Below are 11,410 nucleotides of genomic sequence, written 5' to 3'. Positions count from 1 at the left end.
GAATGACTAGCGGATCGCGGTTGACGCGAAGTTAATCCTTTTCCGGCAGATCGGGTTCGACATGACCCGGATACTCCACGTCCTCGATCACAGCCTGCCGCTGCACAGTGGCTACACCTTCCGCACGCGGGCGATCCTGCGGGCGCAGATGGCGCAGGGGTGGAGCGTGTGCGGCGTCACCGGGCGGCGGCACACCGCTGCCGGGCCGATGGTCGAGACCGTCGATGGCCTGACCTTTCATCGTACTCCGGGCGAGATTACGTCCGGCCATGGCATCATCCGCGAGTGGCGGGAGATCGCCGCGCTGACCGACGCCACCGAGAATGTGGTGAGCCAGTGGCGGCCGGACCTGATCCACGCCCACTCGCCGGTGCTGAATGCGCTGGCGGGGCTGCGCGTGGCGCGGCGGCATGGACTGCCCTTCGTCTATGAGATCCGCGCCTTTTGGGAAGATGCGGCGGTCGGCAATGGCACGGGTACCGAGAACAGCACGCGCTACTGGCTGACCAAGCAGATCGAGAGCCGCGTCGTGCGCGCCGCCGATGCAGTGATCGTCATCTGCCAGGGATTGAAGGACGACCTGATCGCGCGCGGCGTCGATCCGGCGAAGATCGCCGTTTCGCCCAATGGCGTGGACATGGAGATGTTCGGGACGCCGGTGCCTGCCGATCCGATGCTGCGGTCGCGGCTGGGGCTGGATGGCGCGGATGTGGTGGGATTCATCGGCAGCTTCTACGATTATGAGGGGCTGGACGACCTGATCGGGGCGATGCCTGCGCTGGTGGCGGCGCGGCCTGCGGCGAAGCTGTTGCTGGTCGGCGGCGGGCCGCGTGAGGCGGCGTTGCGGGAACAGACTGCGGCATCGCCGGTGGCGGATCATATCGTCTTCGTCGGCCGGGTGCCGCACGGTGAAGTGGAGAATTACTACAGCCTGATCGATGTGCTGGCTTATCCGCGCAAGGCGATGCGGCTCACCGACCTGGTGACGCCGTTGAAGCCGCTGGAGGCGATGGCGCAGGGGCGTCTGGTCGCCGCGTCGAGCGTGGGCGGGCATCGCGAACTGATCGAGGACGGCGTGACGGGCACGCTGTTCGCGCCCGATGATCCGCAGGCGATTGCGCGGGCGCTGGATCGCGTGTTCGGCGAGCGGGCGCGGTGGGATGAGCGTCGTGCCGTCGCGCGCAGCTTCGTGGAGCGGGAGCGCAACTGGGCGAGCAACATCATGCGCTATGAGCCAGTCTATCACCGGCTGCTGGCGGATCATCGCAGGGCGAAGGCAGCATGAGCGTGCGGCGGGAACAGGCGCGGGAAACGCGCAGGCGGCGGCTGATGGCGCTGTTTGCGGCGAGCGCCTGTGCGCTGGCGATGCTGTCCGTGCCGATTCCGCTGATCGAGCTGGTGGTGGCGTCCACCGGGCTTTCGGAGATCGTGCCCGCTGCCGCGCCGCCGCTCGGCTTTTCGGCGCGGGCGATACTGGCGGGCTTTGCCGCGCTGGCGGGCATGGGGGTGTCGCTGACGCTCGACCCGCGTGGACATCATCGAGACGAGGCCGGTGCGCCGGTCGGGAATTTGACAGAGGGAAGAGGCGCTATGGGTTTTGCACTGGGCAAGCTGACGTCGTTCACGCGGAGTCGGCGCAGTAAAGGAGCGGACGAGGCGGAGGCCATGCCGGTCCTGCGCCGGGCGGACGCGCATCCCGATGCGCCTGCGCGGCGTCCGATCTTCGCCAGCCGGGACTTTGAGGGAGCGGAGATCCTTGCCGGGCCCGCGCCGTTCCCGGCCGCCGATGTCTATGAGCCGCAGGCGATCACGGACATGGCCGATGCGCTGGATTTTGCGGAAGAGATCGTGGAGGCTCCGGTCACAGAGAGCATCGAGGCCGAGCCTGTCACGTTCAGCCCATTCGGTGACACGTCCGCGCCGCGCGCGCCCGAGCCGATGGAGGATCGCGCGATCCTGACCGAAGCGATCATGGCCTTACCTGTGGAGGAAGAGCCCGTTCAGGTCCCGCGGGCGCCGCTGGAGAGCCTCAGCATCTCCGAACTGGTCGATCGGTTCGAGCATGGCATCGCACGGCGCAAGGCGCTGGCGCAATCTGCGGCGGCCGTGAAGCAGGTTGGCGATGTGCTGGCGGAGACGGGCCGCAACCGCGCCGGTGAAGCGCCTGCCGAGCCGCGCGTGCTGGCCGATATCCCGCCCATGCCCCGCGTCGATGTGCGGGCAGGCGTGGACGCGGATATCGACGAAGCGCTGCGCCAGGCGCTGGGCACGTTGCAGCAGATCACGACGCGCTGAGCCTTCGCGCCTCAGGCGTCGGCTATGGTGAGGACTGAGAGGTCGAGGCGGTGGCGCTGCGCGTCGAGCACGACATGCTCGTCTACCGCCAGATCCGCGACGATGTTCCCCATGATGAGGAATTCGGCGTTCGGTAGAAGCTGCGCCAGCGCCTCTGCGCGCAGGGCCGCGTCCTCGCCCGTGAGTTCCAGTTCGATCAGGTGCCGGGTGCCGTCATAGAGGGCGCTGGCCCAGGGCGTGGTCTCCCTGCAATGCGCCAGCACGTCGGGGCCCGTCAGGTCGAGCAGCGAGCGGAGCAGGCGGCGGGTCGATAGCGGCTGCGCGGCGCGAACGGGTGTGTGGCGGCTCAAGGCTTTGCCCCTTCCTTGTATTTGTTCATGAAATGTTCTACACGGGATTTCATCCGTTGCCCCGGTTCGCGACCATTGCGCATGTCGAGCACGAGGCGCGGATCGCGCACGGATTCCCGCCCGAACCGCGTCGGCGGGATATCATGCTCCCTGATGAAGACTTCGATGCGGCGCAGCAGATGCATGGTTCTCGTTCCTTCCCTTCGTTCGCTCCCGACCGTTCCGCATTTTGAGTCGAACCGGATAGGGTTTTTCCTATTTCAAACTCATTTTCCTACTTGTCTAGGGAAAATCCTATTTCTATAAGAGTGGCATGAACGATGTTTCCGCACGTCATGCGCTGGACCGACTGATCGCCGAACGGCGTGAGCGGTATGAGGCGCTCTCGCGCCTGATCGGGCGCAATCCGGCCTATATCCAGCAATATATCAAGCGCGGTACCCCCCGGAAGCTGGACGAGGCGGACCGGCGGACGCTGGCGCGGTACTTCGGCGTCGACGAGCGGCTGCTGGGCGGGCCGGAGGAGGGGCGCGCGCAGGTGCCGGTGAAGAAGCGGTCGTTGCCGATCGTGACCGTGCCGCGTCTGTCGCTTGGAGCTTCGGCGGGTGTGGGGTCGTTGGACGACGATGAGCGGGCTTCGGGGGCGATGGCATTCGATGCCGCATGGCTGCGCGACATGGGCGTGAAGGGCGATGCGTTGTCGATCATCCGGGTGGACGGCGAATCGATGGCCCCGACTCTGAACGATGGCGACGACATCATGGTCGACGGCGCGGACGGCGCGGCGCGGCTGCGCGACGGCATCTATGTGTTGCGGCTGGACGACGTGCTGATGGTGAAGCGCGTGGCGATGGGGCCGAAGCGCGGGCGCTTTTCGGTGCGGAGCGACAATCCGCATTTTCCGAACTGGGACGACATCGATCCGGGGCTGGTGGATATCGTTGGGCGCGTGATTTGGACCGGGCGGCGGGTAGGATGAGGGATGGTGTTTTGTCCCGATGCCGTTCGTCCTGAGTAGCCAATGCGCTTGTCGAAATGGCGTGTCGAAGGATTGAAGCTTGGCGCAGATGCTTCGATACGAGCCCCTTCGGCTGATTGCCAAGGCAGTCGCTCAGCAACCGTATTGAGTGTCAAGCGGGATTGGCCCATGGTTTATCTTGTTGGACGATGGCGTTTGCGATGATGAGGAGTTTTCGCATGGCGGCGGTGATGGCGAGTTTTGGCGCTTTGCCTTCGGCGCGGAGGCGTTGATAGAAGTCGCGGATGGTTGGATTGAAGCGGATTGCGGGCAGGGTTGCCATATAGAGCGCGCATCTAACGGAGAGCCTGCCGCCGGTAATATGCGCCTGACCGCGCCACTGTCCGCTATCGCGGTTCATGGGAGCGACGCCGGCAAGGGCTGCGATCTGCTTTTTGTCGGCGATGCCGAGTTCCGGGAGTTCGGCGATCAGTACAGCGGCCGTTGTGGCGCCAATGCCTGGAATGGTTTCCAGCAGAACAGCTTTGCGCGCAAGCGTATCATCGGCCGAAATCTCCGCCTTTATGCGCGTATCACACTGGCCGATCTGACCTTGTAGGAAGGCGATATGCTCGCGGATCGAAGCCAGCGTGTCGGCGTCATCGAGACCTGAGAGACGCTGTTTTTCGGTAGCCAGCATTTCGACCAGTTGCCGCCTTCTGCGCACCTGTTCGGCGAGACGCGCCTGATTTTCCGGTGTTGGCGGTGTTAGGGCGGGCTGCATCGCATTAGCGAAGCGCAGGATGATGCCAGCGTCAAGCGCATCAGTCTTGGCGAGTTGGCCCGTTGCTCGCGCAAAATCGCGAACCTGCCTGGGGTTGACGATACTCATGGGAATGTGAGCTTTCCCCATCTGCCGGGCGAGCAACCGTCCGTAGCGGCCCGTTGCCTCGCAGACGACATGGGGCTGTTCCAAGATCCCGAGCCGCTTTCTGAAAGCCGCGATACCGGACAGCGTATTGGCGCTGCGCCAGACCCGGTTCGCACCAGGCATGGCAATATCGAGCGCCGCCTTCGACACATCGACCGCAACATATTGGCTGTTGTTTGACATCATGTTTCTCCACCTTGCATGCGAGCTCAAGGCTCTGGCAACCGTTCGAGACGAGCATAGATGGAGCGGACGGCTTTGCTGAGAATCGCGAGCTTTATGCCCAAGGACAGGCACAGCCTGTCCGCTCCAATATATCCGGGGTCATGACCCCGGATATATTGGCATCAATTCAGCCAACGCTGAAATGAATGCCAGCACCAATATGCAAGGACAGGCTTCGACAAGCTCAGTCTCTACTCAGCACGAACGGAGAGGAGGGTGGCCGTGATCGTCATGCTCTATACCTTGCGCATTCGCCAAAGCTTCGCCACATCCGGGCGATGAGCAATCCGCCCCTTAAAGCCGTCCTGATCCCCGTCACGCCCTTGCAGCAGAATTGCACGCTGCTCTGGTGTACCGCCACCAACAGGGGGGCGTTCGTCGATCCGGGTGGCGATCTGGCGCGGCTGAAGGCGGCGGCGCAGCAGCAGGGCGTGACGATCGAGAAGATCCTGATCACCCACGGCCATATCGATCATTGCGGCGAGGCGGGGACGCTGGCGAAGGCGCTTGGCGTGCACATCGAGGGGCCGCAGGAGGCAGATCGCTTCTGGATCTCGCGGCTGGAGGAGGACGGGCGGAAATATGGCGTCGACGGGCGCGTGTTCGAGCCTGACCGCTGGCTGGAGAATGGCGACACGGTGACGGTCGGCGATCTGGTGCTGGACGTCTATCATTGCCCTGGCCACACGCCCGGCCATGTGGTGTTCCACCATGCGCCCTCCAAGCTGGCGATCGTGGGCGACGTGCTGTTCCAGGGATCGATCGGGCGGACGGACTTTCCGATGGGCAATCATCAGGACCTGATCGACGCGATCACCGGCAGGCTGTGGCCGCTGGGCGGTGATACGGCATTCGTGCCGGGGCATGGCGCGATGAGCACCTTTGCCCATGAGCGGCGGTCCAATCCGTTCGTGGCCGATCAGGTTACGGGGATTGGGGCTTAGGAGTGACGGGGAAGAGGCGCTCTAGACGGTGGCGCTAATCGTATCCGGGACGACGTGTTCTTCGGTTCCCGCGTAAACGGTGTAGAGCGCCGCGCCCGAGAGCGTCAGGACGACCAGCCAGGTCACGATGATGCCGAATATGCGCGTCTTCGCCGGGTGGTCCGCGTCCATGCCGAACGGATGGGCGATTCGGGCGACGATATAAACGAGCGAAACGATCCACAGCCAGGTCGGGCTATTCCAGGCCAATTCGAGCAGCGCCGTCAGGATGAGGATGAAGGGCGTGTATTCCACGTAGTTGGCCTGCGCTCGCATTCGCTTCGTGAGCGCGGAATTGCCCCCGTCGCCATACAGCACGTTCTCCGACCTGCGCATGCGGCTGATGCGCATGGCCAGCCAGAAGTTCAGCAATGCGGCGGCCGCGGCGAAGGTCAGCGTGATAGGCAAGAACATGACGTGTTTCCCCCGAGGTAAGCAGCGATAGTGCCTCTTCATGCCAGCCGGGGCAAGGCCGGGCAGCGCAATGGATCAGCAAGGAACCTCTTGCACGTCATGCAAAAAGCGCTATAGGCGCAGGGCTTCGCGATATTCCGGGCCGCATGGGTCTGCGGCTCGATTGGCCGTCAGCATCTGGTTTGCGTTCCGGCCGTTCGCATCGAACTTTAACATACGGAAACAGGTGCCGACATGGCTGTCCCCAAGAGGAAAACGTCCCCTTCAAAGCGTGGTATGCGTCGCAGCCACGATACGCTGAAGGTCGCAGCATTTCAGGAATGCACCAACTGTGGTGAACTGAAGCGCCCGCATAACCTGTGCGTTGCGTGCGGCCATTATAATGGCCGCGAAGTCGTCGCAGCCGGCGCGTAAAGCACCCATAACTCTCTCCGTTCCAGGGGGATTTCAGTGAGCCAGCAGCCGCGAATCGCCATCGACGCGATGGGCGGCGACGAAGGCGTGCGCGTGATGATCGCGGGCGCCGCGCTGGCGCGCCACCGGCACGAGGGTTTGCGCTTCACGCTGTTCGGCGATGAGGCGCAGATCAACGCCGCTCTCGAAAAGCACCCGAACCTGCGCGCGGCATCCGATGTGGTGCACGCGCCGAACGTCGTTGCCGCGACCGACAAGCCGAGCCAGGCGATGCGCAAGTCCAAGGACACGTCCATGGGCCTTGCCATTCAGGCGGTGAAAGCGGGCAAGGCGGGGGCGGCGGTCTCTGCGGGCAATACCGGCGCGCTGATGGCGATGGCGAAGCTCGCGCTGCGCACGATGCCGGGGATCGACCGGCCCGCCCTGGCGGCGCTGCTGCCGACGCTAGGCGACAACGATGTCGTGATGCTGGACCTGGGCGCGAACACCGAATCGGATGCGCGCAATCTGGTGCAGTTCGCGGTGATGGGCGCGGCCTATGCCCGCAGCGTGCTGGACCTTGAGAAGCCGCGTGTGCGCCTGCTGAACATCGGCACCGAGGAGATGAAAGGCACGGACGAGATTCGCGATGCTGCGGCTATGCTGCGCGACGCGACGGCCCTGCCGCTCTCCTTCGACGGCTTTATCGAGGGCGACAAGATCAGCACCGGCGAGACCGACGTGGTCGTGACCGAAGGCTTTGCCGGGAACATCGCGCTGAAGACCGCCGAGGGCACGGCGCGGTTCGTGACGGATGTGCTGCGGAACGCCTTTACCAGCTCGATCCGGTCGAAGATCGGCTTCCTGATCTCGAAGCCCGCCATGTACCTGCTGAAGCATCATCTCGATCCGAACAACCACAATGGGGCGGTTTTCCTGGGCCTCAACGGCGTGGTCGTGAAGAGCCATGGCAGCGCCAACGAGAAGGGCGTCGCCAATGCAGTGCATGTCGCCGCGCGCCTGCTGGAAGAAGACATCACCCGGCGCATTGCCGAGGATCTGGCGAATATCGAGGGGCTCTCCGCGAGCCCTCCCGCCGCCCGCAAGGGTCCGGCGCGGCCCAAGGAGCAGCCCGCGAAATGATCTGCCGTTCCGTCCTGCTGGGCACCGGGTCCGCGCTGCCGCGCCGCGCCGTGAGCAACGCCGAACTGGCGGAGACCGTCGACACGTCCGACGAATGGATCGTGGAGCGGACCGGCATCCGCAACCGGCACATTGCTGGCGACGATGAGACGACGGCGACGCTGGCGACCGAGGCGGCGCGCAATGCGCTGCAGGCGGCGGGCGTCGAGGCGAGCGAGATCGGCCTGATCGTGCTGGCGACGGCGACCCCGGACCAGACTTTCCCTGCGACGGCGACCAAGGTTCAGGCGGCGCTGGGCATCGATGACTGCGTGGCGTTCGATGTGGCGGCGGTGTGCTCGGGCTTCCTCTATGCGGTGTCGGTCGCCGACAGCATGATCCGGGGCGGCAGCGCGACCAAGGCGCTGGTGATCGGATCGGAGACCTTCAGCCGCATCATGGACTGGGAGGACCGCACGACCTGCGTCCTGTTCGGCGACGGCGCGGGCGCGGTGGTGCTGGGCGCGGAGCGTAGCGAAGACGGCGAGCGCGGCATTTTGGCGACGAAGCTGCACGCGGACGGACGGCACAACGGCATGCTGTATGTCGATGGCGGCGTGTCGACTACGGGCACGGTCGGCAAGCTGCGCATGAAGGGCAAGGAAGTGTTCCGCCACGCGGTCGTCAACCTGGCGGCGGTGATGGGCGAGACACTGGAAGAAGTTGGGCTGACGAGCGCCGATGTAGACTGGGTCGTGCCACATCAGGCGAATGCCCGCATATTGGATGCAACTGCCCGGAAACTAGGGCTTCCGGCCGAGAAAGTCGTGGTGACGGTGGACCGTCACGCGAACACATCGGCGGCTTCGGTACCGCTGGCGCTGGACGTGGCGGTGCGCGACGGGCGCGTGAAGCGCGGCGATCTGGTGGTGCTGGAAGCGATGGGCGGCGGCTTTACCTGGGGAGCATGCGTCCTTCGTATGTAATACGGCCCGACCGTGCACCGTCCCTGTCCGGGACAGCGCCCGGAATGGCTCTTGTTTATCGATCGTATAGCTTGCCAAGGCACTGAAAATCCGCCACATCAAGCGGGTCGTTACGGGTTCTCCCGTGTGACTTTGGGGGTTTGCATCGGGTGGGGATTTGATGACGAACAATGCTACTTTGACACGAGCCGATCTAGCGGAATCGCTGAACCGGCATATAGGATTGTCGCGCGCGGACTCCGCGGCAATGGTGGAATCGATCCTGGCCATGATGTGCAGCGCACTTGCCGAGGGCGAGAATGTGAAGATCTCAGGCTTTGGCACATTCGTGCTGCGCGACAAGAACGAGCGCGTCGGCCGCAACCCGAAGACGGGCGTGGAAGTGCCAATTGCGCCGCGGCGCGTGCTCACGTTCCGGGCCAGCCAGTCCATGCGCGAACGGATCGCCCGCGCCTGATCTCAGGTGAGCGGCTAATCGGTTGACGGCCTGCACCTGCGCGGTGCAACATGATCGTCATGAAAGCCGAAGGTGCATTTCTGACTATCGGAGAGCTGTCGGCGGAGCTTGGCGTACCGCAGCATATCCTGCGCTATTGGGAAAGCCGCTTTCCGCAACTGCGGCCGCTGCAGCGATCGGGAAACCGGCGCTATTATCGCCCGGCGGACGTGGAACTGGCGCGGCGAATACACCGACTGTTGAATGTGCAGGGCTTTACCGTTCGCGGCGCCCAGAAGGCGCTGGTGGAAGGGCCCGGACAAGGTCCGGCGGAAGTGCGGGCGTTGCCTGTGGCTGTCGTGCCTCCGCCCGAAGAAGCCGCCACTCCCGCGCCGCAGCATAGCGACCAAGTCGCGCTGATTTCCAGGCTTGAAGCGATACGGAACCAGTTGGTCTCCGCGCTCGGCTGAGGGCGGGCTTTTGGGGTTCTGGGTAGAGCGGAGGTTGCGCTATTGCCCTCTCTCGCCCTTGCGGGAAGGAAGGCCCACGCCTGGCTGATGCTGCTCTTCACGAAGAGTTACGGCTGAGCCTTGAATTGGACCGGCCCGTGCCCGACCTGTTGGTCTTCAAGGAGAACATCATGGTTGAAGCACGTTGGAATGGCACCCTGATCGCTAGCAGCGACGACACAGTTGTCGTTGAAGGCAACCACTATTTCCCGGCTGATGCCGTCGATCCTTCGGTGCTGCGGCCGAGCGACACGACGACGATCTGCCCCTGGAAAGGCACCGCGCATTACTACAGCCTGCATGTTGCGGGCTCCGAGAACCGCGACGCCGCATGGTACTATCCCGATCCCAAGCCCAAAGCGGAGAATATCCGCGACCATATTGCGTTCTGGAAGGGTGTGGAGGTCGGTTAAGGGTGGTTAGGCGACCGTCCGTTATAGGGCTCAAATCGAGGAAAGCTGCCCCAAGGACTCGCGCAACAATCGAACGAGGCAGACGGCCGAGCCAGTGCGCTTACCTAAAGGCGACCGCAACTTATTTGTTCATAGACCTCGTTTCCAACATGATAGGCTGTACTCCACCTTCGCCGTCGTGAGCTAAGATTTCCCAGGCGGTGGAAGTCAGTTTTTTGCCGGAGCGGGTGAACGCTGTCATGGTATAGAAGCATCGCCAATAAGTCCGCGCCCGGTAACGTGACGGTTCTGTGCAGTTAACATTCTCATACGTGCTGAACCTAAGGCCTTGGCGATCTTCTATAGGAAGACCACGAAAACGAAACTGCCGGTCAGGATTAGGCGTGCCGCCCTTGAGGAGATAGGCAATCACCTTTTCCGCAGTCGGCGGAGCTTCGAGCGGGGTATCCGCTGGAGCCTGTGCCTTGGTGGGTACACTAGCGGTAGCAAGAATCGCTCCACACAGTATTTTTACAAGGTCAGACAGGTTTGCCTTGTTCTTCAAGTCGCTCGATCCTTAAATGTTGATTTCACCATTGGTTTAGGCGGGGGTGCGGATGTCCGCAACCAAGTGCAGCCTCAGCCCCTCGCAATGGCAATTTCTGGTCCAGACTGTGTGGAAACGCGTTAAATATGCTATGATGAGGCGACAGTCTGGAGGGTCAAATGGGTCGCTTCATCACCGGTGCGGATCGTAGCCAAACGACACTTTTCCCGCCGTGTGTTGATGATTGGATCGCAGAGGACAATCCGGTTCGGGCGGTTGATGCCTTTGTCGCAGTGCTCGATCTTGGAGAGCTCGGCTTTGCCGGTGTCGAGCCTGCTGCGACGGGCCGACCCGCTTATCATCCCTCGGTTTTGCTCAAGCTCTATATTTACGGCTATCTGAACCGGGTCCAGTCGAGCCGCCGCCTGGAGCGTGAGGCCGACCGGAACGTCGAACTGATGTGGTTGATCGGGCGGCTCGTGCCCGACCACAAGACGATCGCTGACTTTCGCCGCGATAATGGCGAAGCGATCCGGCAGGTCTGCGGGCGCTTCGTCCTGCTCTGCCGCCAAATGGGGCTGCTGGCAGGTGGAAGCGTCGCCATTGACGGCAGCAAGTTCAAGGCGGTGAACAACCGGGACCGCAACTTTACCAAAGCCAAACTGGAGCGACGACGTCAGCAGATCGAGGAAAGCGTTGCTCGCTATCTGGCCCAGTTGGATACTGCCGACCGGCAGGAGCCGACGGATGCGCTGGTGGCCAAGACGGACAGGCTCAAGGAGAAAATCACGAGGCTCGAACAGGAGATGGAGCGCCTCGATGGACTGGAGGCGCAGATGCTGGCGTCACCAGACCGCCAAATATCGCTG

16 protein-coding genes are annotated in these 11,410 nt (G+C 63.3%); 11 read left to right on the top strand and 5 right to left on the bottom strand.

Annotated features, from left to right (window positions below):
* Nucleotides 1–61: 61 nt before the first annotated feature.
* Together QHC67_RS13085 and QHC67_RS13080 are read left to right on the top strand one after the other, a co-directional pair.
* On the top strand, nucleotides 62–1,285 hold the full coding sequence (locus tag QHC67_RS13085) for a TIGR04063 family PEP-CTERM/XrtA system glycosyltransferase (RefSeq protein WP_319294982.1): 1,224 nt from the start codon (nucleotides 62–64) through the stop codon (nucleotides 1,283–1,285).
* A complete protein-coding gene (locus tag QHC67_RS13080; RefSeq protein ID WP_319294980.1) occupies nucleotides 1,282–2,295 on the top strand; it encodes a hypothetical protein in 1,014 nt (337 codons plus the stop codon). Before QHC67_RS13085 ends, QHC67_RS13080 begins: the two co-directional genes overlap by 4 nt.
* Nucleotides 2,296–2,306: 11 nt before the next feature.
* On the opposite strand, the gene QHC67_RS13075 is transcribed toward QHC67_RS13080, so the two are convergent.
* Together QHC67_RS13075 and QHC67_RS13070 are read right to left on the bottom strand one after the other, a co-directional pair.
* Nucleotides 2,307–2,645: a hypothetical protein gene (locus QHC67_RS13075; protein WP_319294978.1), complete on the bottom strand. Its 339-nt coding sequence runs from the start codon at nucleotides 2,643–2,645 to the stop codon at nucleotides 2,307–2,309.
* Entirely contained in the window at nucleotides 2,642–2,830 is a 189-nt protein-coding gene (locus QHC67_RS13070) for a hypothetical protein (RefSeq protein ID WP_319294976.1), read from the bottom strand. The genes QHC67_RS13075 and QHC67_RS13070 overlap by 4 nt, the downstream gene beginning before the upstream one ends.
* Nucleotides 2,831–2,958: 128 nt before the next feature.
* On the opposite strand from QHC67_RS13070, the gene QHC67_RS13065 reads away from it, so the two are divergent.
* A complete protein-coding gene (locus tag QHC67_RS13065; protein WP_319294975.1) occupies nucleotides 2,959–3,624 on the top strand; it encodes a S24 family peptidase in 666 nt (221 codons plus the stop codon).
* A gap of 151 nt (nucleotides 3,625–3,775) precedes the next feature.
* Here QHC67_RS13065 and QHC67_RS13060 read toward each other — a convergent pair whose 3' ends face one another.
* Nucleotides 3,776–4,684 (bottom strand): transposase, encoded by a 909-nt coding sequence (locus QHC67_RS13060; protein WP_319294973.1) that lies wholly within the window; start codon nucleotides 4,682–4,684, stop codon nucleotides 3,776–3,778.
* 353 nt (nucleotides 4,685–5,037) lie between these two features.
* On the opposite strand from QHC67_RS13060, the gene QHC67_RS13055 reads away from it, so the two are divergent.
* A complete protein-coding gene (locus QHC67_RS13055) occupies nucleotides 5,038–5,703 on the top strand; it encodes an MBL fold metallo-hydrolase (RefSeq protein WP_319294971.1) in 666 nt (221 codons plus the stop codon).
* Between the two features lie 21 nt (nucleotides 5,704–5,724).
* Here the strand turns inward: QHC67_RS13055 and QHC67_RS13050 are convergent, their stop codons facing one another.
* Complete coding sequence (locus QHC67_RS13050) at nucleotides 5,725–6,156, bottom strand: MAPEG family protein (RefSeq protein ID WP_319294969.1); 432 nt, start codon at nucleotides 6,154–6,156, stop codon at nucleotides 5,725–5,727.
* A 234-nt stretch (nucleotides 6,157–6,390) separates the two neighbouring features.
* On the opposite strand from QHC67_RS13050, the gene rpmF reads away from it, so the two are divergent.
* From rpmF to QHC67_RS13020, 6 genes are all read left to right on the top strand, one after another.
* Nucleotides 6,391–6,570, top strand: coding sequence for a 50S ribosomal protein L32 (rpmF, locus tag QHC67_RS13045; protein WP_319294967.1), 180 nt, complete (start codon nucleotides 6,391–6,393; stop codon nucleotides 6,568–6,570).
* Between the two features lie 36 nt (nucleotides 6,571–6,606).
* Nucleotides 6,607–7,692, top strand: a complete 1,086-nt coding sequence (gene plsX, locus QHC67_RS13040; protein WP_413818540.1) for a phosphate acyltransferase PlsX — start codon at nucleotides 6,607–6,609, stop codon at nucleotides 7,690–7,692.
* On the top strand, nucleotides 7,689–8,657 hold the full coding sequence (locus QHC67_RS13035) for a beta-ketoacyl-ACP synthase III (RefSeq protein WP_319294965.1): 969 nt from the start codon (nucleotides 7,689–7,691) through the stop codon (nucleotides 8,655–8,657). Before plsX ends, QHC67_RS13035 begins: the two co-directional genes overlap by 4 nt.
* Before the next feature lie 160 nt (nucleotides 8,658–8,817).
* Nucleotides 8,818–9,114 carry an integration host factor subunit alpha gene (locus tag QHC67_RS13030; protein ID WP_319294963.1) on the top strand — a complete coding sequence of 99 codons (297 nt, stop codon included), beginning with the start codon at nucleotides 8,818–8,820 and terminating at the stop codon, nucleotides 9,112–9,114.
* A gap of 50 nt (nucleotides 9,115–9,164) precedes the next feature.
* The gene (locus QHC67_RS13025) at nucleotides 9,165–9,563 is read left to right on the top strand and encodes a MerR family transcriptional regulator (protein ID WP_319294961.1); all 399 of its coding nucleotides are present in this window, start codon (nucleotides 9,165–9,167) and stop codon (nucleotides 9,561–9,563) included.
* 170 nt (nucleotides 9,564–9,733) lie between these two features.
* A complete protein-coding gene (locus QHC67_RS13020; protein ID WP_319294959.1) occupies nucleotides 9,734–10,015 on the top strand; it encodes a DUF427 domain-containing protein in 282 nt (93 codons plus the stop codon).
* A 121-nt stretch (nucleotides 10,016–10,136) separates the two neighbouring features.
* On the opposite strand, the gene QHC67_RS13015 is transcribed toward QHC67_RS13020, so the two are convergent.
* Complete coding sequence (locus tag QHC67_RS13015) at nucleotides 10,137–10,559, bottom strand: hypothetical protein (RefSeq protein ID WP_319294957.1); 423 nt, start codon at nucleotides 10,557–10,559, stop codon at nucleotides 10,137–10,139.
* Nucleotides 10,560–10,720: 161 nt separating this feature from the next.
* Here QHC67_RS13015 and QHC67_RS13010 point away from each other — a divergent pair.
* Nucleotides 10,721–11,410: transposase (locus QHC67_RS13010; protein ID WP_319294955.1), on the top strand; the 690-nt coding region annotated here is incomplete at its 3' end.

The sequence above is a fragment of the Sphingobium sp. genome (genome assembly GCF_033795625.1).
In the GTDB taxonomy this organism is placed as follows: domain Bacteria; phylum Pseudomonadota; class Alphaproteobacteria; order Sphingomonadales; family Sphingomonadaceae; genus Sphingobium.
The sequence above is the reverse complement of the archived record's forward strand: the minus strand, read 5'-3'. Positions and strand labels throughout refer to the sequence as shown.